The sequence below is a fragment of the Saccharopolyspora sp. NPDC049426 genome, from assembly GCF_040676935.1.
In the GTDB taxonomy this organism is placed as follows: Bacteria; Actinomycetota; Actinomycetes; order Mycobacteriales; family Pseudonocardiaceae; genus Saccharopolyspora.
The window spans coordinates 205,735-231,949 of sequence record NZ_JBFAPZ010000009.1; the positions used below are offsets into that span (position 1 = coordinate 205,735).

At 70.2% G+C, this 26,215-nt stretch carries 28 protein-coding genes; 2 read left to right on the top strand and 26 right to left on the bottom strand.

Features of this window, described 5'->3' with window-relative positions:
• Positions 1-51: 51 nt before the first annotated feature.
• From AB0J78_RS21010 to AB0J78_RS21065, 12 genes are all read right to left on the bottom strand, one after another.
• Entirely contained in the window at positions 52-1,275 is a 1,224-nt protein-coding gene (locus AB0J78_RS21010) for a CoA transferase (RefSeq protein WP_363791473.1), read from the bottom strand.
• On the bottom strand, positions 1,275-2,486 hold the full coding sequence (locus tag AB0J78_RS21015) for an acetyl-CoA C-acetyltransferase (protein WP_363791475.1): 1,212 nt from the start codon (positions 2,484-2,486) through the stop codon (positions 1,275-1,277). Before AB0J78_RS21015 ends, AB0J78_RS21010 begins: the two co-directional genes overlap by 1 nt.
• A complete protein-coding gene (locus AB0J78_RS21020; protein ID WP_363791477.1) occupies positions 2,479-3,135 on the bottom strand; it encodes a 3-oxoacid CoA-transferase subunit B in 657 nt (218 codons plus the stop codon). The genes AB0J78_RS21015 and AB0J78_RS21020 overlap by 8 nt, the downstream gene beginning before the upstream one ends.
• Complete coding sequence (locus tag AB0J78_RS21025) at positions 3,135-3,878, bottom strand: CoA transferase subunit A (protein WP_363791479.1); 744 nt, start codon at positions 3,876-3,878, stop codon at positions 3,135-3,137. The genes AB0J78_RS21020 and AB0J78_RS21025 overlap by 1 nt, the downstream gene beginning before the upstream one ends.
• Positions 3,879-3,886: 8 nt before the next feature.
• On the bottom strand, positions 3,887-4,657 hold the full coding sequence (pcaD, locus tag AB0J78_RS21030; RefSeq protein ID WP_363791481.1) for a 3-oxoadipate enol-lactonase: 771 nt from the start codon (positions 4,655-4,657) through the stop codon (positions 3,887-3,889).
• Positions 4,654-5,148, bottom strand: coding sequence for a nuclear transport factor 2 family protein (locus AB0J78_RS21035; RefSeq protein WP_363791483.1), 495 nt, complete (start codon positions 5,146-5,148; stop codon positions 4,654-4,656). The genes pcaD and AB0J78_RS21035 overlap by 4 nt, the downstream gene beginning before the upstream one ends.
• On the bottom strand, positions 5,145-5,948 hold the full coding sequence (locus AB0J78_RS21040; RefSeq protein ID WP_363791485.1) for an adenylyltransferase/cytidyltransferase family protein: 804 nt from the start codon (positions 5,946-5,948) through the stop codon (positions 5,145-5,147). The genes AB0J78_RS21035 and AB0J78_RS21040 overlap by 4 nt, the downstream gene beginning before the upstream one ends.
• Entirely contained in the window at positions 5,945-6,232 is a 288-nt protein-coding gene (gene catC / locus AB0J78_RS21045) for a muconolactone Delta-isomerase (RefSeq protein ID WP_363791487.1), read from the bottom strand. Before catC ends, AB0J78_RS21040 begins: the two co-directional genes overlap by 4 nt.
• A gap of 6 nt (positions 6,233-6,238) precedes the next feature.
• Positions 6,239-7,360 (bottom strand): muconate/chloromuconate family cycloisomerase, encoded by a 1,122-nt coding sequence (locus AB0J78_RS21050; protein ID WP_363791489.1) that lies wholly within the window; start codon positions 7,358-7,360, stop codon positions 6,239-6,241.
• Positions 7,361-7,429: 69 nt separating this feature from the next.
• Positions 7,430-8,287 carry a catechol 1,2-dioxygenase gene (catA, locus tag AB0J78_RS21055; protein WP_363791491.1) on the bottom strand — a complete coding sequence of 286 codons (858 nt, stop codon included), beginning with the start codon at positions 8,285-8,287 and terminating at the stop codon, positions 7,430-7,432.
• Positions 8,288-8,314: 27 nt separating this feature from the next.
• Positions 8,315-9,889 carry a 4-hydroxyphenylacetate 3-hydroxylase N-terminal domain-containing protein gene (locus AB0J78_RS21060; protein WP_363791493.1) on the bottom strand — a complete coding sequence of 525 codons (1,575 nt, stop codon included), beginning with the start codon at positions 9,887-9,889 and terminating at the stop codon, positions 8,315-8,317.
• A 65-nt stretch (positions 9,890-9,954) separates the two neighbouring features.
• A complete protein-coding gene (locus AB0J78_RS21065; RefSeq protein ID WP_363791495.1) occupies positions 9,955-10,506 on the bottom strand; it encodes a flavin reductase family protein in 552 nt (183 codons plus the stop codon).
• Positions 10,507-10,659: 153 nt separating this feature from the next.
• On the opposite strand from AB0J78_RS21065, the gene AB0J78_RS21070 reads away from it, so the two are divergent.
• Positions 10,660-11,436 (top strand): IclR family transcriptional regulator C-terminal domain-containing protein, encoded by a 777-nt coding sequence (locus AB0J78_RS21070; RefSeq protein WP_363791497.1) that lies wholly within the window; start codon positions 10,660-10,662, stop codon positions 11,434-11,436.
• Positions 11,437-11,590: 154 nt separating this feature from the next.
• On the opposite strand, the gene AB0J78_RS21075 is transcribed toward AB0J78_RS21070, so the two are convergent.
• The 5 genes from AB0J78_RS21075 to AB0J78_RS21095 form a co-directional block, all read right to left on the bottom strand.
• Positions 11,591-12,340 carry an SDR family oxidoreductase gene (locus AB0J78_RS21075; protein WP_363791499.1) on the bottom strand — a complete coding sequence of 250 codons (750 nt, stop codon included), beginning with the start codon at positions 12,338-12,340 and terminating at the stop codon, positions 11,591-11,593.
• Positions 12,337-13,122 (bottom strand): SDR family NAD(P)-dependent oxidoreductase, encoded by a 786-nt coding sequence (locus tag AB0J78_RS21080; RefSeq protein ID WP_363791501.1) that lies wholly within the window; start codon positions 13,120-13,122, stop codon positions 12,337-12,339. The genes AB0J78_RS21075 and AB0J78_RS21080 overlap by 4 nt, the downstream gene beginning before the upstream one ends.
• A 60-nt stretch (positions 13,123-13,182) precedes the next feature.
• Positions 13,183-14,223 carry an MBL fold metallo-hydrolase gene (locus tag AB0J78_RS21085; RefSeq protein WP_363791503.1) on the bottom strand — a complete coding sequence of 347 codons (1,041 nt, stop codon included), beginning with the start codon at positions 14,221-14,223 and terminating at the stop codon, positions 13,183-13,185.
• 108 nt (positions 14,224-14,331) lie between these two features.
• A complete protein-coding gene (locus tag AB0J78_RS21090) occupies positions 14,332-15,180 on the bottom strand; it encodes an enoyl-CoA hydratase-related protein (protein WP_363791710.1) in 849 nt (282 codons plus the stop codon).
• A gap of 34 nt (positions 15,181-15,214) precedes the next feature.
• Positions 15,215-16,363: an acetyl-CoA C-acetyltransferase gene (locus AB0J78_RS21095; protein ID WP_363791505.1), complete on the bottom strand. Its 1,149-nt coding sequence runs from the start codon at positions 16,361-16,363 to the stop codon at positions 15,215-15,217.
• A gap of 214 nt (positions 16,364-16,577) precedes the next feature.
• Between AB0J78_RS21095 and AB0J78_RS21100 the strand changes: the two genes are divergently transcribed.
• Positions 16,578-17,327, top strand: a complete 750-nt coding sequence (locus AB0J78_RS21100) for an SDR family oxidoreductase (protein WP_363791507.1) — start codon at positions 16,578-16,580, stop codon at positions 17,325-17,327.
• Positions 17,328-17,396: 69 nt separating this feature from the next.
• Here AB0J78_RS21100 and AB0J78_RS21105 read toward each other — a convergent pair whose 3' ends face one another.
• The 9 genes from AB0J78_RS21105 to AB0J78_RS21145 all read right to left on the bottom strand — a co-directional run bounded on the left by AB0J78_RS21105 (position 17,397) and on the right by AB0J78_RS21145 (position 26,206).
• Positions 17,397-18,887 carry an AMP-binding protein gene (locus AB0J78_RS21105; protein ID WP_363791509.1) on the bottom strand — a complete coding sequence of 497 codons (1,491 nt, stop codon included), beginning with the start codon at positions 18,885-18,887 and terminating at the stop codon, positions 17,397-17,399.
• A gap of 28 nt (positions 18,888-18,915) precedes the next feature.
• Positions 18,916-19,236, bottom strand: a complete 321-nt coding sequence (locus tag AB0J78_RS21110; protein WP_363791511.1) for an EthD family reductase — start codon at positions 19,234-19,236, stop codon at positions 18,916-18,918.
• A 33-nt stretch (positions 19,237-19,269) separates the two neighbouring features.
• Positions 19,270-19,653 carry a nuclear transport factor 2 family protein gene (locus tag AB0J78_RS21115; RefSeq protein WP_363791513.1) on the bottom strand — a complete coding sequence of 128 codons (384 nt, stop codon included), beginning with the start codon at positions 19,651-19,653 and terminating at the stop codon, positions 19,270-19,272.
• On the bottom strand, positions 19,650-20,084 hold the full coding sequence (locus tag AB0J78_RS21120) for a nuclear transport factor 2 family protein (RefSeq protein ID WP_363791515.1): 435 nt from the start codon (positions 20,082-20,084) through the stop codon (positions 19,650-19,652). Before AB0J78_RS21120 ends, AB0J78_RS21115 begins: the two co-directional genes overlap by 4 nt.
• 300 nt (positions 20,085-20,384) lie before the next feature.
• Complete coding sequence (locus AB0J78_RS21125; protein ID WP_363791517.1) at positions 20,385-21,011, bottom strand: TetR family transcriptional regulator; 627 nt, start codon at positions 21,009-21,011, stop codon at positions 20,385-20,387.
• A 46-nt stretch (positions 21,012-21,057) separates the two neighbouring features.
• Entirely contained in the window at positions 21,058-22,356 is a 1,299-nt protein-coding gene (locus AB0J78_RS21130) for an FAD-binding protein (RefSeq protein ID WP_363791519.1), read from the bottom strand.
• Positions 22,349-23,671, bottom strand: coding sequence for an MFS transporter (locus AB0J78_RS21135; RefSeq protein WP_363791521.1), 1,323 nt, complete (start codon positions 23,669-23,671; stop codon positions 22,349-22,351). Before AB0J78_RS21135 ends, AB0J78_RS21130 begins: the two co-directional genes overlap by 8 nt.
• A 76-nt stretch (positions 23,672-23,747) precedes the next feature.
• A complete protein-coding gene (locus AB0J78_RS21140; RefSeq protein WP_363791523.1) occupies positions 23,748-24,890 on the bottom strand; it encodes an acyl-CoA dehydrogenase family protein in 1,143 nt (380 codons plus the stop codon).
• Positions 24,887-26,206: an acyl-CoA dehydrogenase family protein gene (locus AB0J78_RS21145; RefSeq protein WP_363791525.1), complete on the bottom strand. Its 1,320-nt coding sequence runs from the start codon at positions 26,204-26,206 to the stop codon at positions 24,887-24,889. Before AB0J78_RS21145 ends, AB0J78_RS21140 begins: the two co-directional genes overlap by 4 nt.
• Between the last annotated feature and the right edge of the window lie 9 nt (positions 26,207-26,215).

Here is a 26,215-nt window from a genome sequence, read left to right on the forward strand (position 1 = left end):
CTCGTTCAGCGGGAGCCGAGCGGAGCTCCCGGAATGCGGTACTCAGTGGAGTCACTGCTGCGGGTTGCGTTCGCCGATCACCTGTTGGTCGTGCAGCTCGCCGATCTCGGCGTCGCTGAGCCCGAGGACCTCGGCGAGCACCTGGTCGGTGTCGGCGCCGAGCACCGGTGCCGAGCCGGCTTCGCCGCGTTCCCCGTTCCAGCGCAGCGGAGACCGCGCGGTGATCCCCGCGGGTCCGCCGGGCAGCGGCAGGTCGGCGAGCAGCCGGTGCTCGCCACCGCGGTGCGCGGTGACCACGTCGGCCATGCCCTGGTAGCGGCCCCACAGCGCCCTGGCCCGGTTGAGCTCGTCGGCGACGGTCTCGGAATCCCGCTCCAGGAACCAGGGTTTGAGCACGGCGGCGATGGTGTCGCGCAGCCGGTACCGTTCGGTCTCATCGGTCAGGTCCGTGCCGAACGCCTTCTCCAGCGCGGTGAACACGGCTTCGGTCCCGGTGACGGTGACCAGCGCCTTCCACTGCCCCGGGGTGAGCGCGACGACCATCACCCGCTTCCCGTCGGCGCAGGCGAAATCCACGCCGAAGCTGCCGTAGACGTGGTTTCCGTGCCGGGACCGGTCTCTCCCGTTCTCCGCGGCTTCGGACAGCCAACCCAGGTTCGCCACTCCGGCCAGCGCGACGTCGGAGAGCGCGATCTCGCTGTAGACGCCCTCGCCCGTGCGTCGGCGCTGGTGCACGGCGGCGAGCACGGCGGTCGACACGCTCAGCCCGGTGAGCAGGTCCCAGGCGGGCAGGACGTGGTTGACCGGCGCGGCGCCCTCCTCGCCGCCGGTGATCGCCGGGATGCCGACCTCCGCGTTCACCGTGTAGTCGACGGCGGGCCGGCCGTCGGGGTAGCCCTGCACCCTGACGTGGATCAGGTCGGGCCGGCGAGCGGTGAGGACGTCGTTGGCCATCCACCGCCTGCCGACGACGTTGTCGACCAGCACACCGCGGTCCTCACCCGGCGCCGTCGCCAGCGCCAGGACCAGTTCCCGCCCGCGCTCGCTGCGCATGTCAACGGTGATCGACTGCTTGCCCTTGTTCAACGAGGCCCAGTAGTACGAGTCGCCGGTGCCGCCGTTGGCCGCGGGCCAGCGCGCGTGGTCCGGGCCGCCACCGATCGGGTCGATCCGGATCACCGAGGCGCCGAGCTGCGCCAACGTCATCCCCGCGGTGGGGCCGGCGACGAAGCTGGCGCACTCGACCACCCGCAGGTCTTCCAGCGGCCCGCCCATCAGATCCGCTCCACGATCGCGGCGAGCCCCTGGCCGCCGCCGATGCACATGGTCTCCAGGCCGTACCGGGCATCGCGCCTGCGCATCTCCCTGACGAGGGTGGCCAGGATGCGGCCGCCGGTGGCGCCGACCGGGTGGCCGAGGGATATCCCGGAACCGCTGACGTTGAGGCGGTCGAAGTCGGTTTCGGTGAACTTCCACTCGCGGGTGCAGGCCAGCACTTGCGCGGCGAACGCCTCGTTGAGCTCGATCAGGTCGATGTCGGCCAACGTCAGGTCCGCGGCTGCGAGCGCCTTCGCCGTCGCGGGAACCGGCCCGATGCCCATCGTCGCGGGCGCCACCCCGCCCAGACCCCAGGACACGAGCCGCACCAAGGGGCGCAGGCCCAGCTCGGCGGCCTTCTCCGGGCTGGTGACGACGCAGATCGCGGCGCCGTCGTTCTGCCCGGAGGCGTTGCCCGCGGTCACCGTCGCCTCGCCGTCGCTGCGCCCCAGCATCGGCCGCAGCCCTGCCAGCTTCTCCGCGCTCGAATCGGGGCGGATGTGCTCGTCCGCGTCGACGACGGTCTCGCCCTTGCGCCCCGGGACCACGACGGGCACGAGCTCGTCGTCGAAGCGGCCCTCGGCCTGCGCAGCGGCGGCCCGCTGGTGGGAGCGCACCGCGAACTCGTCCTGCTCGGCGCGCGGGATCGAGTACTCCCGGCGCAGGTTCTCCGCTGTCTCGATCATGCCGCCCGGCACGGGGTGGTTCGCCCCGCCCGCCGTCACCCGGCCGCGGGCCAGCGAGTCGTGCAGCATCACGCCGGGCCCGCCCTTCACGCCCCAGCGCATCCCGGTGGAGTAGAAGGGCGCGTTGGACATGGATTCCGCGCCACCGGCCAGCACGACCTCGGCTGCTCCGGACTGCACCTGCAGCGCGGCGTAGAGCACGGCTTGCAGGCCGGATCCGCAACGCCGATCGATCTGCATCCCCGTCACGCTGACCGGCAGTCCGGCGTCGAGGGCGGCGACCCGGCCGATCGCAGGGGCGTCCATCGTCGGGTAGCAGTTGCCCAGCAGCACGTCGTCGACGGCGGCGGGGTCCAGTCCGGTCCGTTCGACGGCCGCGCGGATCACCGCGGTGGCGAGGGTGTGCGCGGGTACGTCGCGCAGCCCACCGCCGAACGCTCCGACGGGGGTGCGCAGTGGTTCGCAGATGACGGCGTCACGCACGATCGGTCTCCTCTTCCTCGCGCCCGCGCAGCGGGGCTGCGGTCTTGTCGCGGACCTCGTCCGCGCTGACTCCGGGAGCGGTCTCGACCAGTTCGAGCCCGTTCGCGGTGACGTCGATGGCGGCGAGATCGGTGACGATGCGGGTGACGCAGCCCAGCCCGGTGATCGGCAGATCGCACTTCTCGACGATCTTCGGCGAACCGTCCTTGGCGACGTGATCCATCATCACGACGACCTTCTTCGCGCCGTGCACGAGATCCATCGCCCCGCCCATGCCCTTGATCATCTTGCCGGGGACGGCCCAGTTCGCCAGGTCGCCGTTCGCCGCCACCTGCAACGCTCCGAGGACGGCGACGTCGAGCTTGCCCGCGCGGATCTGGCCGAAGGACGACGAGGACTCGAAGAAGGCCGCTCCCGAGTTGACGGTGACGGTCTCCTTGCCCGCGTTGATCAGGTCCGCGTCGACCTCGTCCTCGCCCGGATACGGCCCGACGCCGAGGATTCCGTTCTCCGCGTGCAGGATCACCGTCCGGCCCTCCGGGATGTGCCCGGGAACCAGCGTCGGCATGCCGATGCCGAGGTTGACGTAGGCGCCGTCGGGCAGGTCCTGGGCGACCTTGGCCGCCATCTCGTTCCGCGTGAGTGCCATCAGCGCACCGTCCTGAACTCGATCGGTTTGTCCACATCGGATAGATGTAGGACCCTGTCGACGTGGATGCCGGGCGTGTGCACGGAGTCGGGGTCGATCTCGCCCGGCTCGACGAGGTGCTCGACCTGAGCGATCGTGATCCGCCCCGCCGCAGCGCAATCGGGGTTGAAGTTGCGCGCGGAGCGCCGGTGGACGAGGTTGCCGTGCCGGTCGCCCTTCCAGGCGTGCACGAGAGCGAAATCGGGCACCAGCGCGTGTTCGAGGACGTGGTCGACGCCGTCGAACGCGCGGACCTCCTTGGCGGGCGACATCACCGCGACCGAGCCGTCCGGCGCGTACCGCCACGGCAGGCCGCCTTCGGCCACGAGCGTCCCGACTCCGGCGGGCGTGTAGAAGGCGGGGATGCCCGCTCCTCCCGCTCGCAGCCGTTCGGCGAGGGTGCCCTGCGGAGTCAGCTCGACCTCCAGCTCACCAGCGAGGTACTGCCGGGCCATCTCCTTGTTGTTGCCGATGTAGGACCCGATCGTCCGCCGGATCCGCCCGGCCGGGAGCAGGGTCCCCAGGCCGAATCCGTCGACGCCCAGGTTGTTCGAGATCGTCTCCAGGTCCGTCGCTCCCTGCTCCAGCAGGGCGGCGATCAGAGCGGTGGGCACCCCGCACATCCCGAACCCGCCGACCGCGATCGACGAACCGTCGGCGATGTCGGCGACCGCCTCGGCCGCGGTCTGCACTGTCTTGTCCACGTCTGCTCCTACTCGGTGGCGGCGAGGTGCGCGGCGAGCAACTCGTTGACCCGCTCGGGCTTCTCGGCGTTGAGCAGGTGCGCGGAGTCGTCGACGACCTCGAACCGGCCGTTCGCGGCGGTGTCGGCGATGCGACGGACCATCTCGGGCGGGGTCGCGGGGTCCTCAGCGCCTGCGATGGCGAGCACGGGAACCGTCACCTCGGCCAGCCGCTCGCGGACGTCGAACGTCGAGATCGCCTCGCAGCAACCGGCGTACCCCTCGGCCGTGGTGGCGCGCAGCATGTCCAGCAGCCGCCGTGCCTCGTCGGTCTCGGCGAAGGACTGGACGAACCAGGTTCCGGGGCGGCTGGCGACCATCGCCTCGGTGCCGTTCTCCCGGACGGTGGCGGCGCGCTTCGGCCAGCTCTCGGGATCGGCGAACCGGGCGGCCGACGCCAGCACCGCCAGGCTCAGCACCCTGTCCGGGTGGTCCAGGGCGAGTTGCTGGCCGATGGCACCCCCGATGGACACCCCGGCGTAGTGGAAGCGGTCGATGCCCAGCCGGTCGAGCAGTGCGATGACGTCCTCGGCCATGCTCGCCATCGTGAGAGGGCCGCCGGGTGCCGGGGTTTCACCATGTCCCGGCAGGTCGAAGCGCAGGACCCGGTAGCGGCCGGCGAGCGCGTCCACCTGCGCGTCGAACAGGTGCAGGTCGGTGCCCAGCGATGGTCCGAGGACCAGGACGGGCGCGGAGTCCGGTCCGTCGATCCGGTGGTGCAGCGCGGTTTCGGTGGTCACTCGAAGGGCCTCCCTGGGTAGGTCGCGGCGGCGGACGCGACGGTGAACCGGCCGTGGTCCCAGCCCTCGGTGAGCGGGACGAAGTAGTCGAAGGACACCTGCTTGGTGACGTAGCGCCAGTTGCCGTCGACTCGGCGCAGCGAGTCGGTGTATCGACCGGCGGCGATGTGCGGGACTCCGTCCTGCACGCAGGGCTGCCACAGGAACGACCGGGCCCGCGCGGTGTCCTCGCCGTCGAGGGTGATCTCGAGGTTGGTCACGTGGTGCCAGAACGCGGTGAGTCCGGCTTCGACGAGGCCCGCGAAGAACGACCGCAGTTCGGCGCGGCCGGTCGCGCGGGACAGGCCGACGAACTCGCCGTCCTCGGTGAACAGCGATACCAGCGCGTCCCAGTCGCCGTCGTCGAGCGCGCGGCAATAGCGCGCGTCGAGATCGCGGATGGCTTCCAGCGCCTCCAGCCGGTCGATCCGGCGCAGCACGTCGGCGTTCACGACCCGCTCTCCGCTCGTTCGAAGAAGGTGACCGCGGCAACGCCGTCTCCGGGCGTGCCGTCGGCCACGCGCAGCGAATCGTCGTCGAGGACGTCGACGATCGCGGATCGGTCGTTCAGCCTCGCGCGGTAGCGCCCGGGCGGAGGCAGGGCGGTGTTCGCGTCGAGGACGATCCGATCACCCATCCGGAACCCGTCGACCCGGTGCGGGCGGCCCAGCGCGTGGGTCACCCCCGGCAGGTCGCCCGAGCGCAGGCGGTTCCGGGTGTAGGTCGACGAGCACGCGCCGTTCTTCGCCGGCAGCAGCGGCACGCCCTCGACGGAGAACCCGAGGTCCGCCCCGAGCGCGCGCAAGGTGCCGACGTCGCCCGCCGCCTTGGCGCCGAAGGTGAAGTTGGCGCCGACGACGACGGCCCTCGCCCTGAGCCGACCGGCGAGGCAGTGCGCGGCGAAGGCCTCCGGGCTCAGCCGGGCCAGCTCGCGGGTGAAGTGCAGCACGCACACCGCGTCCACCCCCGCAGCCGCAGCGAGCTCGGCGCGATGGGCGATCGTGGACAGCGTCGCGGTGTCCTTGGGCAGGCCCAGCACCCTGGCCGGATGCGGGTCGAAGGTCACCATGACCAGCGGCAGACCTCGCTCGTCCGCGGTGCGCCGGGCACGACCGATCAGGCTGCGGTGGCCGCGGTGCAGACCGTCGAACACCCCTATCGTCAGCACGGTCGGGCCGAGGTCGGTCGGTACGTCGCCGAGGCCGTGCCAGAGCGCCGCCCGCTTCGGCAGGGATCGCTGCGCCGCGTTCATGACTGGGCCTTCTGATCCGACGGGTGGATCGCCAGCGGCGTGACGTTGATCTTCATGTACGGGAACAGCGGCAACGACGACAGCAGAGCGTGCAGGGTGTCGCCCGAGTCGACGTCGAAGACGCTGATGTTCGCGTACTCCCCGACGACCCGCCAGAGGTGCGGCCACACCCCGGAACGCTGCAGTTCGAGGGCTCGCGCCTTCTCCTCGGCGACGAGCGCGGCACGGCGATCCGGATCGAGGTCGTGCGGGATCGCGACCTCCATGTGGACGTGGAAAAGCATCGAACATCAGCTCCTTCGGAAGGCTCGGACCTTGGCCGGGTCCAACTCGACGCCCAGCCCCGGGCCGGCGGGCAGGTGCAGCCCGTCGGCGTCGTAGACGAGCGGGTCAACGAGCATCTCCTCGGCCAGCAGCAGGGGACCGAACAGTTCGCTCCCCCACGCGCTCGCCGGATTGGCGCACGCGGCGTGCAGCGAGGCTGCCGTGCCGATCGGGCTCTCGATCGATGTCGCCGCGTAGCAGGGGATCCCGGCTGCGGCGGCGATCTCGCCGATGGCCAGGCTGGCGCGCAATCCGCCGGATTTGGTGGTCTTGACGGCGAAGATCCCGGCCGCCCGGGAATGGGCCAGCCGCAGCGCGTCGGCCGGGGTGCGCAGGCTCTCGTCGGCCATCACCGGGATCGGCAGCGCGGCGGCGATCGCGGCCATCGCGTCGACGTCGTGCCCCGGCACCGGCTGCTCGACCATCTCCACGCCGGCCTCGACCAGCGCGGGGAGGTGGGTCAGCGACGTCAGCCGGTCCCAGCGGGCGTTGATGTCGACCCGCACGCCCGCGACGCTGGCGAGCTTCTCCGCGACGGCGACGACCCGGGCGACGTCGTCCGCCGGATCCAGCGCGCCCATCTTCAGCTTGAACGACGTGTGCAGCCCGGAGTCCAGCTTCTCCAGCGCTTCATCGGCGACGACGTCCGCCGTCTCGGTGCCCAGCGCCCAGGTCACCGCAACGCTGTCGCGGACGGCCCCGCCGAGCAGGGTGTGCACCGGAACGCCGAGGTGCCGCGCCCAGGCGTCGTGCAGGGCGACCTCGACGGCGTTCTTGGCGAACAGGTTCGCCGCGACGACGTCCGCGCAGTCGCGCAGGATCGCGGGCACGTCGCCGACGCGACGGCCGAGCAGCACCGGCGCGAGGTACTTCTCGACGATGACCTGCATGGTCTCCACGGACTCGCCGCCCCACCACGGGCCCCCGGGGACGACCCCTTCACCGACTCCCGTGACACCACCGGCGGTCCGGACGAAGACGTAGAGCACGGGCTGGGTGCTCATGCCCGCCCTGGCGAAGCGGTGCGCCCGGCGCATGGGGACGTCGACGATCACCGTCTCAACGCTGTCGATCCGCAGGTCGGTCATCGGGTCCTCTCCTTCCAACGAGGGGGAACGCCGAGCCGGGTGACATCGCACCCCGGCTCGGCGCCGGTCTCAAGCGGGCTCGAGCGTGAAGTCGTAGGTCACCGCGTGCCTCCCGTCCCCGCGGTCCACGGGGTCGAGGATCAACTCCGGCTTGGTCGCGGACGCGACATCGCTGTCGAGCCACTCCCCACCGCGGAAGTAGAGCTGCGTGGTGATCGTCCGGTACCCCGGCGCGCGAACCATCAGGTGCAAGTGCGCCGGACGCCACGGGTGCCAGCCCGCGGCCTCGATCAACGCACCGGTCGGCCCGTCGGTCGGGATCTGGTAGGCGGAGGGTTCGATCGTGTGGACGTCGAACTTGCCCTGGTGGTCGGCGATGACGACACCGCGCAGGTTCCCGTCGGGCAGGTGGGGGGCGAATCCGGAGTAGTAGCCCTCGTCGTCCGCGTGCCAGATGTCGAGCTCCGCGCCGGGCACCGGGTTGCCGTCGGTGTCCCGGACCTGCCCGGCGAACAGCAGCTCGGTGCCCTTCTCGTCGGGCCGGCGGGGCAGCGTCGCCGGGGTGTCCAGCCGAACCTGACCGGGCAGGTAGTACGGGCCGAGGATCGACCCCTTGGTGCCCTCCTGCTCCTCGGCGGCGACGTCCTCGACGACGTGCTCGACGAAAACGTCGAGGATCAGCGGCCATTCGCCGCCCTCCCCCACGTCGATCAGGTACTGCTTGGCGGCCTGGAACTCGTCGTAGGTGACCTTCTTCAACCGGATCGTGGCGTGGATCCCGGCCAGCAGTTCGGTCACGACCTCCGAGACCCTCTCCTGGGAGACGGCGGGAACGGTCGTCGACGCGGTGGACCGACTGGCGCGGAACGCCTTGGTGGCCGAGTCGCCTGAGCCGGCGGCAGTCGGTGAGTCGTGCGTAGCTGTCATGATGCGCTCCTCGCAGACGGCGGCGCGTCAGCGCTTGCCGATGACGGACACGTCGTCGGGGTTGATCAGGTCGGGCACCTGCCAGCCTTCGAGGTCGTACTCGGACATGCACTGCTGCGCGAAGTCCTTGAGGTAGTCGCTGGTGCCCGACATCTCGGCGTCGGCGACCATCTCGGCTCGCACGCCCTCGTGGTTGCCCGCGTAGTTGCGCTCGTAGAGCTCGTGGCGGGAACCGAACTCGGAACCGATGGAGTCCCAGATCAGCTTCATCAGCTTGACGCGGTCCACGGCCGAGTAGTCGTTCGAGCCGCGCACGTACTTGTCCAGGTACGGCCGAACGCTCGGGTCCATGAAGTCGGTGGCGTGGCTGGGCAGGTAGATCAGCGAGGAACCGAGGTCCTGCATGATGATTTCGCGCACCCGCGGGTATCCGACGGTCATGAACCAGCGGTAGGCCATGCCGTACTCGTGCTTGGGCAGGACGGTGCCGCCGAGCCAGTCCTCGGGGTTGGCCGCCATGGCGTCCGAGAGGCCCCAGAACAGGTTGCGCCACGCGAGGACCTCGCCGACGCGCGTCTGCACGCCGCGGAAGTCCTTGGTACCGGTGGCTTCGAGGCCCTTCATCAGCAGGCCGGCCAGGAAGTCCAGCTTCACCGCGAGGCGCGTCACGCCCTGGAAGGTGAAGCGGTGCAGGAACCCCGATGCGGGAACGAAGCTCGACGCCTTCTCCGGGTCGCCGTAGACGAAGACGTTCTCCCAGGGGATCAGCGTCTTGTCGAGGACGAAGATGGTGTCGTTCTCGTCCAGGCGACTGGAGAGCGGGTAGTCGAACGGGCTGCCCGTGATACCGGCCTGCGCCGAGTAGGACGGCCGGCAGATCAGCTTCATGCCCGGGGCGCCCATCGGCACGGTGCAGACCAGCGAGTACTCGCGCTTCTTGATCGGCAGGCCGTAGTGGGCCAGGAAGTTGAAGTGGGTGATCGCCGAGCCGGTGGCCACGACCTTCGCCCCGGAGACCACGAGCCCGTTGTCGTTCTCCTCCTCGACGTGCATGAACACGTCCGCCACCTCGTCCGGGCCGCGGTGGCGGTCGACCGGCGGGTTCACGATGGCGTGGTTCCAGTAGAGGACCTTCTCCTGGGACTCGGTGTACCAGCGCCGGGCGTTGTCGGCGTAGGGGTCCCAGAAGTCCGGGTTGGCACCGAGCGTGCCGAGGAAGCTGGCCTTGTAGTCGGGCGACCGACCCATGAAGCCGTAGGTCATCCGGGCCCACTCCGCGATGGCCGCCTGGTCCTTCTTCATGTCCTCGGCCGAGTGCGGGGCGCGGAAGAACGGGTGGGTGAAGCCGCCGTTTCCGGTGTCGGTGGGCACGGTCAGCACGTCCTGCTTGGCCGGGTCGTGCAAGCCGTCGTAGAGCCGAGCGGTCATCCGCACCGCGTTCCGGAAAGCCGGGTGCGTGGTGACGTCCTTGACCTTCTCGCCGTAGAGGTGGACCTCGCGACCGTCCCGGAGGCTCTCGATGTACTCGTCGCCGGTCATGGGCTTGTTGACGCGACCGTTGGTCGTTGCTGACGTGTTCGCGGCATCCTGCTGCAGCGTCATTGCTGCCTCCTCGCCTGTCGTGAACTGGACCTGAAAAGGGGCTTCGGGTGGATGGGTGGATCGGCTCAGCCGGCGCCGGTGATCGATCCGGCGACGAAGGTGACGCCGCCCGGACCGTCTACGGAGTCGTCCCAGAGCAGGGGCGCGTGGCCGTCTCCGAGGTGGTGGAACTTGCCGGTGTGGAACAACAGGGGGCGCCCGTCGTGGATGAGGAACTCCTGCACTTCGCCCAGGTACAGGACGTGGTCGCCGCCGTCGTAGGACCGCCAGGGCACGCAAGCGACGTGCGCGAGGGTGCCGTCGAGCCGCGGGGTGCCGCAGGCGCTGTCCGGCGCCCACCGCACCTCTTGGCACGGCTTGCCCGCGAAGTGCAGGGCGAGGTCCTTCTGGCTCGACTCGAGCACGTTGACGGTGAACGGCCGCGAATTGATCAGCCCGCACAGGCGGGAACGCCGATCCAGGGACACCAGCACGAGCGGCGGATCCAACGACACGGCGGTGAAGGCGTTCACGGTCGCCCCGTGCGGTGTTCCGTCCTCGCCGTTGCAGGTGATGACGGTGACCCCGGTCGTGAAGTGCCCGAGGCACCGGCGCAGTTCCCTCGGATCGATCGCCATTGACCTCTCCTCGACTATGCCCGCTGTGCGTGCAACTTGTACGTAAAGCGTGCAGTGAGACTGGCACAGCGTGACCAGGTCGTCAACAGCGCGATGCGGCCCCTACCCTCGGGCGAACCGCGTGCGGGAGCGGTGCTGTGGGACGATGCGCAGGTGAACGACGTGCAGAACGAAGCCCAGGACCGCATCCAGAGCATCGAGCGCGGATTCGCGGTTCTGCTGGCGTTCGACGCCGAGCGGCGGAACCCGAGCCTGATCGAGATCGCGAAGGCGACCCAGCTGTCCCGGCCCGCCGTACGTCGAATCCTGTTGACGCTGCAGCACCTCGGCTACGTCCGGCCGACCGGCGGGAGTCATTGGGAGCTCACACCGCGAGTGCTGACCATCGGCCAGCACTTCACCGCATCGAGCGCGGTCGTAGCGGTTTCCGAGCCGTACATGGGCCGTTTGGTGGAGGAAACCCAGGAATCCGCCTCACTGTCCGCGATGGACGGCAGCGACGTCGTGTACCTGGCCCGCGTGCCCGCCAAGCGCGTGCTCAACATCAACGCCACGGCAGGGACCCGCGTATCGGCCCACGCGACGTCGATGGGGCGCGTGCTGCTGGCCGCGCAGCCGACCGAGTTCGTCGAGCAGTACCTGGCCGATCATGGACTTCGACCGCTCACCCGGCACACCATCACCAACCCGGACCAGTTCCGCAACACGCTGGCACGGGTGCGCGAACAAGGCTGGTCACTGGTCTCCGAGGAACGCGAGATCGGCCTGATCGCCGCCTCCGCTCCGATCCGCAACCACACGGGTCAGGTGATCGCCGCGCTGTCGTCGTCCACGTCCACGGGACGCATGAGCCCCGACCGCGTCGAACGCGACCTCATCCCGGTCCTCGTCCGCATAGCGGACGAAATCAGCAAGGAACTCGGCGCCTGACAACAACACCTGCCCGCCGACGTCGGGAGAACAGGTCGGGAGCGAGCTGCTCGCCAAGCCCGGTGGGGGCCTCGGCGTGATCAGCATCGTCACGACGGAAGCCCTGGCGGGCTCGTGATGAGGCGAGAGCCTCTGTCGTGCCGTGGGTGTCCGATCAGACGGCCGTGTAGCCGCCGTCGACGGGGACGGCGGCGCCGGTCATGAACGACGCGCCTGGGGAGCACAGGAAAGCGATGACCTGCGCGATTTCCTCCGGTGAACCTGCGCGGTGCACGGGCGGCGTCGTCCGCCGCTGGGGGCCTGCTGCCGCCACGGAAGCGCCGTAGACGCCCTCGCTGTTGGCCGCCAGGTTCGTCGAGACGTAGCCGGGGCACACGCAATTGGCCCGGACGCCGCGATCGGCGTACTCCGCCGCGATCCCACGCGTCAGCTGCACGACGCCGCCCTTCGTGGCGTCGTAGGCGGCGCTGCGTCCCGCGGCGACGAGCGATCCGACCGAGCCGACGGTGACCAGGGAACCACCACCGGCCGCGAGCAGTTGCCGCACGCCGTGCTTGGCCGTGAAGAACATTCCGGTGAGGTTGACGCCGACGAGAGCGTGCCAGGACTCCGACGACATCTCGTGCGCGGGGCCGCCGATCACGATGCCGGCCGCGGCGACGACGGAATCGAGCCCGCCGAAACGCTTTTCGCCGACCGCCATCGCGTGGGCGACGCTGTCCTCGTCGCTCACGTCGCACTCCACGGCGACGCATGCCTCGCCGAGCGACTCGGCGACCTCCGCTGCGGCATCGCCCCGCACGTCGCAGACCACGACGGACGCGCCGTCCCGGGCGAAGCACTCCGCCGTCGCGCGTCCGATGCCGCTACCCGCACCGGTGACCAGAACCCGCTGGGTGGTCATGCGCCGCTCTCCTTCATCTCGATGCCGTACGAGGTCGCCGTCAGGCCCCCGTCGACGGGGAGGTCCACACCGGTGACGAACGCGCTCAGGTCCGAACCCAGCCACGCCGCCGCTTCACCGATGTCCGAGGGACGACCGAGCCGTCCCAACGGCAGCTTCGCCGCGTACGCGCCCCAATCCGCCTGCCCGAACTGCGGGTTGCCGACGCTCATGTCGCTCTCGATCGGTCCGGGGCAGAGGGCGTTGACCCGGATTCCCAGCGGCCCGAGCTCCACCGCAGCCGACTTGGTGAGCCCGCGGACGCCGAACTTCGTCGCCGAGTACGTCGTGGCGGCCGCGCCGCCGATCAAGCCGCGCACCGAAGCGACGTTGATCACCGATCCGCTCCGGTCACCGCTGTCCCGGTGGAGCTCGGCGAACGTCTGCAAGCCGAGGAACGTGCCCGTGACGTTGACCCGGAAACTGCGTTCGAGATCGGCGTGGCTGGACTCGGCGAGGGTCTTCCCGACGATGAGGCCGGCGTTGTTGACGAGGACGTCGAGGCGTCCGAGATCGCGGCGCACGACGTCGGCCACTTCCGCCCAGGAGGCGGGATCAGTCACGTCGAGCGGGTGACGAGCCGCGGACTCCCCCAGCGCGCCCGCGGTCTGCTCCAACTCCTCGGTCAGCACGTCGGTGAGCAGGACCCGCGCACCGTGCCGCACGCACGCGTCTGCGATGGCGGCACCGAGTCCACGGGCCGCTCCGGTCACCAGCACGGATTTCCCCGCGAGCAGCTGCATCTTGCACCTCGTCCACTGGTAGGAGCGTGAACCGACTTCGAGAACGATCCGAAGGCGGACTCATCCATCGCCGTCCGCCCGCACGTACCGCTTCACCCCCGACACGAGCTCGAACGCGAGTCGTCCGCGTTCGACGAGCACGTCGAGGTGTGCGGCTGTTTCGTTCACCGCGAGCATCTGGTTGAAGGCGTTGAGCTCTGCGAACGGGACCTCGCGCCTGGTCCACAGCAGATCCCGCGCCACCGCGAACGCATCGCTCGTGCGGCGCCCGAGCGCGTCGATGGTGTCGTCGAGCCGCGTGTCGTGATGCGCGAGCAACTCGGCGGCTCTCGCGTGCGCACTGCCCCCGGCGGGTCCGTGCGCGGGCAGCAGCTCCGCGTCGGCGAACGTGGTGACGAGGTGCAGCGAGTCCAGGTATTCCGCGAGCGGCCGACCGGTTGTGGTCAGTTCGAAGCCGATCGACGGGGTGATGTGCGGAAGCACGTGATCACCGGAGTACAGCAGGCCCCTGCTCTCGTCGAGGTACACGACATGCCCTCTGGTGTGACCGGGCGTCGGGACGACGCGCAGCGCGTGGCGCTCGAACTGGATCACGCCGGGCGCCAGCCAGTGATCCGGCGCCTCCCAGATGCTCGCGTCGAACTCGTCGCATCCCATGTCGCGCAGCACGCGCTCGGCGAGCTCGTCGGCACCCGCGCGCCGCAGCGTGTCCAGGAAGGTGACCGGGACGTCGGTGCGGACTTCGTCCAGCATTTCCAGTCCCGGACGTTCGCCGGCCCCCAGGTACACCCGGGAGCCGACCAGCCTGCGCAGCTCGACGGCCTGGGTGTAGTGGTCCCGGTGGACGTGCGTGACCAGGATGTGGCTGACGTCGCCGAGGTCGTGACCGAGCGCGGCCAGTCCGGTCTCGAGGGCCTGGCGCGACTCGGGAATGGCCCAGCCGCCATCGATCAGGATGACGTCGTCGCCGTCTTCGAGCACGTAGACGTTGACGGCCCGGAGACCGTCATCGGGCAGCGGCAGCGGTATCCGGTGCACGTCCGGTCGGATCGCCTCGACTCCGCTGCTGGCCCACGGCCCCCTGTCCAGTTTCGCCTTCACGCGCGTCCCTTCGCTCGGTGGAGCTTGCTTCAGTTCAGTTGCGAGAGCGGCAGATTCCTTCCAAGCCGGGCCGTATCCCTAAGGAGGAAAAGGGATCCGGGCTGCGACTCACTCCTCGGGCGGAGGGAGGAAGCGCGGTGGGCGCTTGGCGAGGAACGCGGCCAAGCCCTCGATTCCCTCGGGTGATGCCGCCGCTGCGGCCAGCGACCGGGACTCGCGGTCCAGTTGGGCGTCCAGTCCGCTGGAGAGCCCCTGGGCGACGAGGTGTTTCGTGGCGCCGAATGCCCCGGTCGCGCCGTGCGCCAGTTGATCGGCGAGCTGCTGCGCCTCGTCGATCAGCGCGCCGCCATCGGTGACGCGAGTGATCAGCCCCATGGCAGCGGCCTCGTCCGCGGAGATCCGCGGGTTGGTCAGCAGCAGTTCCACGGCGCGCTTCGGACCGACCAGTCGCGGTAGCCACCAGGTCACCCCGGCATCCGGCGAATAGCCGATTCCGGTGTAGGCGAGCAGGAACACCGCGTCCGCGGCGGCGATCGTCAGGTCCGCGGCAGCGGCCAGCCCCACCCCGGCGCCGGCCACCGCGCCGTGGACGGCGGCGATGAGCGGTGCCTCCATCGACGCGAAGATGCGCAGCGCGTCGTGCAGGGCGTCGGTGACGGAGATCAGGTGATCCCGCCGGTCCTCGGCGTCCACCGCCGAGAAGTCGCGAAGGTCGCCTCCGACGCAGAACGAGTGCCCCTCGCCGCGCAGCAGCACGACCCGGGCGTTCGCGCGGCGGCAGATCCGCGCGGCGTCCAGAAGTGCGCACGCCATCACGAGATCGATGGGGTTGCCCTGGTCTCCGCGTCGCATGACCACGTGCGCGATCGAATCCCGAATCTCGACCGCGACAGGTGGTCCTTCCGAGCTGTCACCACTGGTGGACGTTTCCGGCCTCCGTCGACGATCGACGAACAGCTCCTCGGTCATCTCGGACCTCGCTCTCGTGTCGTCAGATGCGCTCGATCACTGTCGCGTTCGCCATCCCGCCGCCTTCGCACATGGTCTGGAGGCCGTACCGGCCGCCGGTCCGGCCCAGGTGGTGGACCAGGGTGGTCATGAGCCTGGCCCCGGTCGCGCCGAGCGGGTGGCCCAGCGAGATGGCCCCGCCGAGCACGTTCGTCTTCTCCCAAGAGGCGCCGGATTCCTTCAGCCAGGCGAGGACGACCGAGGCGAACGCCTCGTTCACCTCGAACAAGTCGATCTCGTCGATCGTGAGACCGGCCTTGGCCAGGACCGCTTCCGTCGCGGGGATCGGGCCCGTGAGCATGAACACCGGGTCGGACCCCACGACCGCCATGGTGTGAATCCTGGCCAGCGGTGCGAGTCCGTGCACCCGCACCGCCTCCTCCGATGCGATCAGGACCGCGGACGCGCCATCAGAGATCTGGCTCGACACGGCGGCGGTGAGCCGACCTCCCTCGCGGAGTGGCTTCAGGCCCGCCATCTTCTCCAGCGAGCTGCGGGGCCGCGGACCTTCGTCAGCGGCGACATCACCGACCTGCACGACTTCGTCGGCGAACAGACCACCGGTGGTGGCCGCGGTGGCGCGCTGGTGGCTGTCGAAGGCCAGCCGCTCCATGTCCTCGCGCGCGATGCCCCACTTCTCGGCGATGAGCTCGGCGCCGCGGAACTGGGAGATCTCCTGGTCCCCGTAGCGGTCCGCCCAACCGTCACCGCCGTAGGGGAACCCCATCCCCTCGCGCCGGCCGACAACGGCCGGACTCGCGAGCGGCACCAGCGACATCACTTCGACGCCACCGGCGACGACGAGGTCCTGGGTCCCGGACATCACCGCCTGCGCCGCGAAGTGGATCGCCTGCTGGGAAGACCCGCACTGACGGTCGATCGTGGTCGCCGGGACCGTCTCCGGCAGCCCGGCGCTCAGCCACGCGTTGCGGGCGACGTTCCCGGCCTGCGCTCCCATCTGGTCGACGCACCCCAGGATCACGTCATCGACCGCGGCCGGATCGATGCCGGTCTTGGCCATCAACGCGGCCAGAACGCGCGCGCCGAGATCGTTCGGGTGGAGGGCGCTGAGCCCGCCACCGCGGCGACCGACCGGCGTGCGAAGTGCCTCGACGATGTAGGCCTCGGGCATGGTTTCTCCAGGTACGACGAAGTTGAACAACGCGGGACGGCCGAACCGGATGGGGCCGCTCTGAGGACTTCCGGCGCGCCGGGCTTGCAAACTCCACGGCCGCTCGAGCAAGTCGAGATTAACAGAACTGAATTCAGTTGCATAGGCGTCGAAGGCTGGGGCTCGCGCGGTCGACTGTCTAAACTGACTCCAGTTCAGTTTCTGAGGAGGCCATGTGACCAGGCGATTCAACGGCAGCACAGCGCTCGTCACCGGTGCCACCGGTGGGCTCGGCGTCCCCATCGTGCGCAGACTCATCGAGGAAGGTGCGCGGGTGATCATCACGGACGTCGACGCCGACGCGTGCGAACGACTGGCCGCCGACCTCGGTGCCGACGGGGCGGTCCACGCGCTCGACGTCGCCGATGAGCAGCGGTGGCAGGAGGTGACGACGGCGGTGGAGGCCGAGCGCGGAGGTCTCGACGTGCTGGTCAACAACGCCGGCATCGGCAGCCTGGCCACCGTCGAGGACGAGACGGCGCAGCACTGGGAACGCGTGATCGACATCGATCAGCGGGGCACCTGGCTCGGCATGAAGCACTGCGGACCGCTGATCGAGCGCAGCGGCGGAGGGGCGATCGTCAACATCGCGTCGATCCTCGGCACCGGTGGCGGCCTGGCCAACAGCTTCGGCTACGCCGCCGCGAAGGGCGCTGTGCGCGCGATGACCGCGAACGCAGCTCTGCACTGGGCCCAGCGCGGTGTCCGCGTCAACGCGGTGGTGCCCGGGTTCATCGGCACCGCCCAGCTGCACGAGCGCTTCGACGGCAGCGAACGGCACCGGGCCATGCTCGCCAACACCCCGATGGGCAGGTTGGGACGCCCCGAGGAGGTCGCCGCCGCAGTCGCCCACCTGGCCAGCGACGACGCCGGGTACACGACCGGTTCGGAGCTCCACGTCGACGGCGGCTGGACCGCCAGGTAGTCCCGGCAGATCAACGGGGCCGTCCTCCACCTCGAAGGACGGCCCCGTTCACCTCTTCCCGTCGAGCCGTCAGACGGCGCTGCGCTCGCTGAGCTCGCGGGCCATGCGGGCGGCATCCGCCCGCGACAGCTTGCCGACCCGGTTCAGCGGCAGCTCGTCCACTCGGAACAGGTACTCGGGCCACTTGCCCTTCATCAGCCCGCGCTGGTCCAGATGCGCCGTCGCGGCGTCGAGGTCGAAGCCGGCGTCCGGCGTCACGACCAGCACCGCGACCCGTTCGCCCAGGAGCTCGTCCGGCACCGGCACGATGCACAGCTGCTCGACGGACGGGTGCGAGGCCAGGGCGGTCTCGACCTCGACGATGTCGATGTTGCGGCCGCCGCGGATGATCACGTCCTTCTCCCTGCCCCGCACCGACACCACACCGTCAGCCCGAACCGACATCAGGTCCCCGGTCGGGAAGTAGCCGTCCGCGGTCACCTCGGGCGAGTCGACGGTGCCGCTGCGCGCGTACCCGAGGAACAGCGATGGCCCGTGCACCTGCGCCCGCCCGATCTCGCCCGCTGGAACCCGCGCGCCGTCCAGGTCGACCACGCGCAGGTCCGTACCGGGGAACGGTCGGCCATCGGTGCCCAGCCGCGTCTCGTCGGGGTCGTCCAGCCGCGGCGAGGTGTGCCCCAGGCACTCGGACATGCCGAACACGCGCAGGATCCGCGTCCCGAGGCGCTCCTCCGCGCGCGCCAGCGCCGCCTCCTCCATCGGGCCGCCGCCGATCGTCATCGCCCGGACACCGCGCAGCGGCCGGTCGCCCTCCACGGAGCTCGCCAGCTGCAGGACCATCGTCGGCACGCACATCGTCCAGCGGACGTCGTGCTCGGCCATCAGCCGCAACGCGGTCGGCGGGTGCCACCGGTCCAGGAACACGATGCGGCCGCCGAGCATGAGCGGCAGGTACAGGCCGAAGCAGAACGCCGCTGCCGACGACAGCGGGACCAGCGCCGCGACAGAGTCACCGGAAGCGAGACCGACCACCTCGATGGTGCTCCGCCCGGCGTAGCGCAGCGCCGCCTCGGATTGCACCACGCCCTTGGGGCGGCCGGTCGACCCGGAGGTCAGGCCGATCACCACGCCGCCGTTCCAACGCGGGCCCGGCCTCGCCGTCCGCGTTCGGCTGCCCCACCCGTCGAGCACCTGCGGGCCATCGGAATCCGGTGACCACTCGCCGAGGCATTCCGGCGAGGCGATCACCACGGCCGGGTCGATGTCCTCGCACGCCGCGTCGTACTCGGCGCGAGTCGCGTGGTGGCTGAGCAGACCGAGCGTGCCGTCCAGCTTGCCCGCGGCGAGGGCGGCGACCACGGTTCGCCAGGAGTTGTCCGCCTGCACCAAGATCGTCGCCTGCGGTCCGGCGACGTCGCGCACCGCGGTCGACAGTTCTTCGGCGGCGCGCAGCAACTCGCGCAGCGAGTGCTCGCCGTCGGCGTCGGCGGCGATGACCGCGTCGCCGGCGGCGGCCGATGTGGCTGCTCTGGACTCGAGTTCGGCCACCAGTTCCCGCATTGAATTTCGCCTCCGTTGGCTCAGGGACTCAGCCCAAGAACATTTCCCGCTCTTCGCCGAGCACTGCGAGGCGCTTGCCCCGCATGCGCCCGACGTGGCGGACCGCCGCGTCCCACTCAGCGCTGGCCAGCGCCGCGCGCGCCGCTTCTTCGGAATCGAAGCTCAGCACCGACAACCCGTCCCAGCCCTCGGAGCGCGGCTCCATCGCGCTGGTGATCGCGGTGTGCCGCCACGCCCGCAGGCCCGGCAGCGGATACGTCACCTCAGCGTGTTCGCCGCGCCACCACTCGATGAACTGCTCGTGGGTCCACTCCGGGGGGCGGGAGGCCAGCAAAGCCAGATTGAACATGTCAGCATTCGTCCTTCCACGTCCGGCGCTCGCTCAGCTGGGCTCGTGCAGCTCCAACATGGGCGAGCGACCGATCATCAAATTGCTCACGTCGCCGTCGGTTCCGAGCCGGGCGGCCGCGACGAAGGTCGACTCGAACGCGTCGCCGCGCCTGGTCTCACCGAGCACGAATTCGTCGTGGCCATCGACGCTCGCCGACAGCACGTGGTGGGTGAGCACTCCCTTCTCACGCTGCCGCAGATACCCCTCGAGCGCCTCACGTCCGCCCGCGAAGTCCGTCGCCTGACCCGCACCCGTGCCGAACACGATCGAGAACCTGAAATCCGGCGCGATCAGGTCGAGGATGTCTTCGGGGCGGTCGGAGTCGATGAGCGCGAACCACCGGCTCAGCGTGGGTGCACCTGCCGTGGTCGTCATGCCGCCTCCTCGGGGAACATGGAGAACGTCGGGTGGAAGAACGCCTGGTAGCGCGCCAGCCTGTCGTGGGGCGAGACCACACCGACAGAGGCGAACGAACCGGTGGGCTTCTCCTCCGGCCCTTCGACGACCACGCCGTAGACCATCTCCAGCTCGTGGTCGCGGCAGGACCTGAGAACGCGGTGCTTGCGCCCGACCGCCGGGCGGCCCGAGATGTAGGAGCCGAGATCGTCCAGACCGCGGCCGGAAATCTCGCTGCCCGGCAGCGCGAGGAGGAACTCGATATCGGGCTCCACCAGCTCCAGCCCGGTCAACGGATCCGGGCCGTCCAGCCGTGCGAAGTAGTCTGCGATGAGCACGTGCGGCTCCTCCCTGTCGCCGTTGACGAGGTGGTACACCAGCCGGAACGAGATCGGCCGCTGGGTGGGCACCCAGCCCGTCCGACAACTAAGCTGAATTCAGTTTGCTAAAACTGACGCTAGCGCGCCCCAAAACTCGAAGCAAGACTCAAAATCGCCCAGCCGCGCAGAAGATGCGGGAACAGGACGACGCTCCCCGCGCGGACGTCGGAGTAGACGCGCGGGGAGCGCAACGGATGGCCGCTGCTCGCAGCGGTATCGGATCAACGGAGAATCGGCGCAGCGGCCGTTCAGGGCTGCTGGGACGAGCGATCAGGGATCAGCGGGGAACGCCGCGGGCTCGCTCGCCACCCGGGCGCACGTGGCACGTGGTCACGGCGTCACGATGCGCACGCAGCAGTGGGTCACCAGCTCGCAGATCTCGTCGAGGCTGGTCTCACCGCCCGGTCGGTACCAGCGCCACACGGCGACGATCGTGCCCAGCAGCGTGCGCGCCAGCAGCTGCGGATCTCGGCGGGCGAACTCACCGGAGTCCATCCCCCGGCGGAGCAGCTCCGTCCAGTTCCGCTCGATCGTGGCGACCAGTTCCCGGCAGGCCAGCCGTTCGGCCTCCTCCCGCTCCGAGCTGCGCTCGCTGACCAGCAACGCGATGTTGGCCTGCAGGATCCGGTTCTGCCGCACTTCCAGATCCGAGATGTCGTAGGCGCTGCGCACCGCCCGGCGCAGCGCCTCGTGCGCGCTCGGCGCGTCGGCGGTCGCCGTGCGGAACGCCTCGTCCGAGTTGTGCAGACCGATGCGCATCACCGTCAACAGGCAATGCGCCTTCGACTCGAAGTAGTGGTACAGCGCGGTCTGGCCGATGCCGACGTGCTTGGCGATCTCCGACCACTTGGTGGCCTCGAAACCGACCTCACCGAAATGTTCCACGGCAGCGCCCAGGATCGCCGCCCGCTTCGACCTGGGGCCGTCGTCGGCCTCCCGCAACGTATCGACGCCCACACCTTTCCCTCCGTCGGTGGGGACCCAGCATAGATGCCAACCGATATCAGTTCACGAGGGCTCCGGCGGCGGCGCGCCGCCCGAACACGATCGCCGGCGCCAGTCCCCCGGCGTAGGCGCGCTCGTACAGGCCGCCGACGTCGGCTCCCGCCGCGAGCAGGCCCGGGATCGGCGCACCGTCCTCCGCCAGGACCCGCGCCTGCGGGTCGATCCGGACACCGGTGAACGGGAACGTCACCGCCGGCCGCGCCTCCACGACGTAGTACGGCGGTTCGTCCAGCGGCCGCGGGTCGGACTCCCGCGCGGGCAGCGCTGAGTCGCCCTTGGCGAGGCGACCCAGCTCCTTGGCGATCTTGGGGCCGTCGTAGCCCCACTCGGCGGGCATCTCGGCGAAGTCGGAGACGCTGTCGGCGACCACGCACCGCGCGCCCCGGGACCGCGCGAGCGCGAACCTGTCGAGGCTGTCGCCACCCTCGACGTACGCACCGGTGATCCGCTCCCGGTAGCCGCGGGCGTCGGTGACCAGCAGGCCCCGCGCCTCGGGTTGTTCGAGCAGCGCCATGGCCGTGAGGTGGTCCGCCGCCGTCTCGTCCACGAACCGCTCCCCCGCCAGGTTGAACAGGGCGGCGTGCTCGCTGTAGTAGAGCGTGATGTCCACGAACAGCTCCGGTTCCAACGAGACACCGGACGGGATCAGGTGCCCGTAGAACCCGGCGCCCTCCGATCCGATCGCCGCACCGGCCTCGGCGGCCAGCCGCAGTCCGTCCCCATCGCTGAACGGGTTCGAACGCAGCTCGACGTCTCGCGCCTGCTCGTGCAGGTAGCGTGCGCGCAGCTCGGGGTCCGCTTGGAAGCCGCCGGTGGCCAGCAGCGTCGCCTTCGCCTCCACCGTTCGCACCGCCCCGTCGGCCAGACCTATCTCCGCGCCGCGCACCGCGCCGTCGTCGAGGAGCAGACGCTGGGCCGCTGCCCCGGTGACGATCTCGCCGTTCTCCGCCACCACGTGCCTGCAGCCGTCGACGTACTGCGCCGTGTCGAACCGGTGCCCGCGCCCGTAGCCGATCACCGGCACCTGCTCGCCGCAGCGGACGCCCAGCGAACCGATCCACTCCACGGCGTCGGCGAAATCGTCCACCAGCGCCCGTTTCAGCCCGAGGTCACCGCCGGGGTTCACCCGGTCCATCACCTCGTGGTCGGGCGCGGTCCAGATGTATCCGGCGTACTGGCCCGATCCGCCGAGCGAGGGTCCCTTCTCCACCACCATCGCCGAACCGCCGCCGCGGACCGTCGCGGCCGCAGCCGTCATCCCGGCGATACCACCGCCGAGCACCAGCAGATCAAACATCGCTCACCACACCTCCGCGAAGATCGTCGTGCGAGGTCTCCCGGATGAACCAGGCGATCACCAGGCCCACCGCAGCACTGCCGACCATGTAGAACGCCGGGCTCATCGTCATGTGGGTGGAGACCACCAGCCACGTCGCGACGAACGACACCGGGCCCGAACCGATCACGCCCGCGATGTTGAACCCGAGCGACACGCCGCTGTGCCGAACCCGGGTGGGGAACCACTCGGAGAACTGCGTGTACACGACCCCCTGCACGGCCGCGAACGGGACGTTGAGGACCAGGCCCGCGGCGAGTGCGAGCGGGTAGCTGCCCAGCTCCATCAGCGCGAAGCACGGCACGGCGAGGACGACGAACCCGCCGAAACCGGACAGCAGCACCGCGCGCCTGCCGTACCGGTCGCTGAGACGTCCGGCCAGCGGGATGAGGAGCAGCGGCATCAGCGACACGATCGCGGTGACCCACATCGACCCGGAGAGCTCGTAATCCAGCACCTTCGTCAGGTGCACCACGATGTAGATCGAGGCGAGGCTGCCGGCCGTCAGCTGGGCGAAGCCGATGCCGATCGTCAGCAGCAGGGCGCGGCGGTGGTTCTTCATGACCTCCATGACCGGTGCCTTCACGGGCTCGGAGGTCGCCAGCATCTCCTTGAACAGCGGGGAATCCTCCACCCGGATCCGGTAGAGCAGGCACCCGATCAGCAGCGGCCCGGCGAGCAGGAACGGGACCCGCCAGCCCCACGCCGACATCTGCGCATCGGTCAGCAGCACGCTCAGGACTCCGACGACGATCGACGCGGTCGACATCCCGACCGCGCAACCGATCGACGTCGCCGACCCGAAGAACCCGCGCCGCTTCGGCGGTGCCGATTCGTTGGCCAGCGCGGTCGCCCCGCCGACCTCACCACCGGCCGAGATGCCCTGCGCCACGCGCAGCACGGCCAACAGCAGCGGCGCGGCGACACCGATGCTCGCGAACGGGGGAAGCAGACCCGCGCCGAAGGTCGCCACTCCCATGATCGTCACGGTGATGAGCAGGACGCGTCTTCGGCCGAGCCGGTCACCGAGGCGGCTGAAGACGAAACCGCCGATCGGGCGGGCGAAGAACCCGCCTCCGATGAGCGCCAACGTGGACAGCAGGCTCGCGGCCCCGCTGCTGGACGGGAAGAACACCGGCGCGATGACCACCGCGAGGTAGCCGTAGATCGCGAAGTCGTAGTACTCCACCGCCGTGCCGGCAGCGGCCGCGATGCTGGCGCGCTTGCCGACGAGCAGCTGTTCCCGGGGTGTGGTTTCGCTGATGGTTGAGGTCACCGTTGATCCTCCATATCGGCGGCAGGCACGCGGTCCTCCCGCATTCCGCCGGTCACCGGGTTCCACCGGTCACCGGTCACTCGGCGTCGACGCGCAGACCGGTCAGCAGGCTCTCCTGGTGGGCGTGACGGTCACCGAAGAGCACCGCGCTCGTGGCCGCCCGGCGGAAGTGCAGGTGCGCCGGGTGCTCCCAGGTGAACCCGATGCCGCCGTGCACCTGGATGGTCTCGGCGGCGACGTACTCGTAGGACCGGCTGCAGGCCAGCGCGGCGGTGGCGGCGGCGATGCCGGCCTCCGACGAGTCCTCCGCGATCGCGCAGGCGGCCCACAGCGACGCCGACCGCGCGGACTCGAGCTCCACGGCCATGTCGGCGCAGCGGTGCTTGATCGCCTGCAGCATCCCGATCGGACGTCCGAACTGCACGCGGTTGCTGACGTGCTCGACGGCCATGTCGAGCGACGCCGCCGCGCCGCCGGTCTGCTCGCAGGCCAGCGCCGTCACCGCGCGGTCGCGCACCCGCGCGAGCACCCGCTCGCCCGTGCCCGGATCGCTGACCAGCCGTGCCGGCGCTCCGTCGAAGGCGACGGTGGCCAGTTGGCGGTTCGGGTCCATCGCGCGGTCGGCGGTGCGGACCACACCCGGCGCGTCCCCTTCGACGACGAACAGCGCCAGCCCGTCTTCCGCCCGGGCCGCGACGAACAGCAGATCCGTCGTGGCGCCTTCGACGACCAGGAGCTTGCGGCCGGTGAGGCGCCAGGTGTCGCCGTCGTGCGCGGCGCGCGCCTGGATGCTGTTCTCGTCCCAGCGGTCCGGGGTTTCGGCCCAGGCCAGCGTGGCGGTGCGCTCACCGCCCGCCAGCGCGGGCAGCAGCTGCCTCCTGCGGTCCTCGGCCTCCGCACCCTCGGCGCGCAGGAGCACGCCGACGCCGAGCACGGCGGTGGCCAACCACGGCAGCCGGACCAGGGATCGGCCCAGCTCCTCGGCCACGACCGCGACCGGCCGGAACCCGGCGCCCGCGCCGCCGTAGGTCTCGGGCACGTCCAGCCCGACCACGCCGAGCTCGCCGGCGAGCCGGCTCCACACCGCGGGATCCCAGGCACGCTCCTCGCGCATCGCGCCGAACACCGCCGTGGTGTCCGCGTGCTCGCGCAGGAAGTCCCGGACGGCACCGCGGAACTCCTCGACGTCCGCGTCGTGCGTCAGCCTTCGACCGGTCACGCCGCACCACCCGCCACCGGTTCGGCCTCGTCCGCGTCCGCGAGCAGCTCCGCGTACCGACCGAGCGCCTCCCGGGTGAGTTCGGGCCCGGTGTAGGGCGGGAAGAGCCCGTCATCCGGCGTCGTGCTGCGCAGCAGCGCCTTGGCGAGGTTGGTCTTGTGGACCTCGGTGGCACCGTCGGCGAGGCCCATGTGGAACGACTCCATCACCCACTTGCCGAACGGCAGCTCCTTGGAGATGCCCAGCGAGCCGTGGATCTGGATGGCTCGGGACGAGACGTCCATCAGCACCTTCGGCATCGCCGCCTTCACCGCGGCGATGTCGGCGCGCACCGCGCGGTAGTCGTTGTGCTCGTCGATCTTCCACGCGGTCCGCAGCACCAGCAGCCGGAACTGCTCGATCTGGATCCAGGAGTCGGCGATCATCTCCTGCACCAGCTGCTTGTCCGCCAACCGCGCGCCCTTCGTGGTGCGCGACACCGCGCGGCGCTTCATCAGCTCGAACGCGCGCTGGACCAACCCGACGGTGCGCATCGCGTGGTGGATGCGGCCACCCCCGAGCCGGGTCTGCGCGACGGTGAAACCTTCGCCGCGCCGCCCCAGCAGGTTCTCCGCCGGCACCCGAACATCGGTGTAGCGCAGGTACTGGTGGGTTCCCACGGCCTCCTCGTGCCCCCACACCGACACGTCCCGCACCCGCTCGACCCCCGGTGCGTCCGCGGGCACCACGAACATCGACATCCGCTCGTGCGGCGGGGCGTCCGGCTCGGTCACCGCCAGCACGATCAGGAACTCGGCGAACAACGCGTGCGAGGAGAACCACTTCTCCCCGTTGATGACCCAGCTGTCCCCATCGAGCACCGCGGTGGTGCGGAAGCCCGTCGGGTCGGACCCACCGTGCGGCTCCGTCATCGAGAACGAGGACACGATGGAGCCCTCGATCAAGGGATCCAGGTAGGTCTTCTTCAGGAAATCGCTGCCGTAATGGGCGAGGATCTCCGCGTTCCCCGAATCCGGTGCCTGGCAACCGAACACGACCGGCCCGGAGTGCGTGCGACCCAGCTTCTCGTTCAGCAGCGCCAACCGCAGCTGCCCGTACCCCTTACCACCCAGCTCCGGTCCCAGGTGGCAGGCCCACAGCTCGCGGTCCCGCACCCGCTCCTGCAGCGGCCTGATCAGCGCGTTGCGCCGCGGGTCGCGGGTGTTCCAGGCGTGCTCGACCACCTGGTCCACCGGTTCGACCTCGTCGCGGACGAACTCCTCGACCCAGTCCAGCTCCCGCTGCACATCGGGGTCGGTCTCGAAATCCCAAGCCATGCCCATCGT

Excerpts from the sequence above, each read along its gene's own strand:
- AB0J78_RS21010 (WP_363791473.1), bottom strand. The coding sequence starts at position 1,275 with ATGGGCGGGCCGCTGGAAGACCTGCGGGTGGTCGAGTGCGCCAGCTTC.
- AB0J78_RS21020 (WP_363791477.1), bottom strand. The coding sequence starts at position 3,135 with ATGGCACTCACGCGGAACGAGATGGCGGCCAAGGTCGCCCAGGACCTG.
- AB0J78_RS21040 (WP_363791485.1), bottom strand. The coding sequence starts at position 5,948 with ATGAACGCGGCGCAGCGATCCCTGCCGAAGCGGGCGGCGCTCTGGCAC.
- catC (WP_363791487.1), bottom strand. The coding sequence starts at position 6,232 with ATGCTTTTCCACGTCCACATGGAGGTCGCGATCCCGCACGACCTCGAT.
- AB0J78_RS21050 (WP_363791489.1), bottom strand. The coding sequence starts at position 7,360 with ATGACCGACCTGCGGATCGACAGCGTTGAGACGGTGATCGTCGACGTC.
- catA (WP_363791491.1), bottom strand. The coding sequence starts at position 8,287 with ATGACAGCTACGCACGACTCACCGACTGCCGCCGGCTCAGGCGACTCG.
- AB0J78_RS21060 (WP_363791493.1), bottom strand. The coding sequence starts at position 9,889 with ATGACGCTGCAGCAGGATGCCGCGAACACGTCAGCAACGACCAACGGT.
- AB0J78_RS21065 (WP_363791495.1), bottom strand. The coding sequence starts at position 10,506 with ATGGCGATCGATCCGAGGGAACTGCGCCGGTGCCTCGGGCACTTCACG.
- AB0J78_RS21075 (WP_363791499.1), bottom strand. The coding sequence starts at position 12,340 with ATGACCACCCAGCGGGTTCTGGTCACCGGTGCGGGTAGCGGCATCGGA.
- AB0J78_RS21080 (WP_363791501.1), bottom strand. The coding sequence starts at position 13,122 with ATGCAGCTGCTCGCGGGGAAATCCGTGCTGGTGACCGGAGCGGCCCGT.
- AB0J78_RS21095 (WP_363791505.1), bottom strand. The coding sequence starts at position 16,363 with ATGCCCGAGGCCTACATCGTCGAGGCACTTCGCACGCCGGTCGGTCGC.
- AB0J78_RS21105 (WP_363791509.1), bottom strand. The coding sequence starts at position 18,887 with ATGCGGGAACTGGTGGCCGAACTCGAGTCCAGAGCAGCCACATCGGCC.
- AB0J78_RS21110 (WP_363791511.1), bottom strand. The coding sequence starts at position 19,236 with ATGTTCAATCTGGCTTTGCTGGCCTCCCGCCCCCCGGAGTGGACCCAC.
- AB0J78_RS21115 (WP_363791513.1), bottom strand. The coding sequence starts at position 19,653 with ATGACGACCACGGCAGGTGCACCCACGCTGAGCCGGTGGTTCGCGCTC.
- AB0J78_RS21130 (WP_363791519.1), bottom strand. The coding sequence starts at position 22,356 with ATGTTTGATCTGCTGGTGCTCGGCGGTGGTATCGCCGGGATGACGGCT.
- AB0J78_RS21145 (WP_363791525.1), bottom strand. The coding sequence starts at position 26,206 with ATGGCTTGGGATTTCGAGACCGACCCCGATGTGCAGCGGGAGCTGGAC.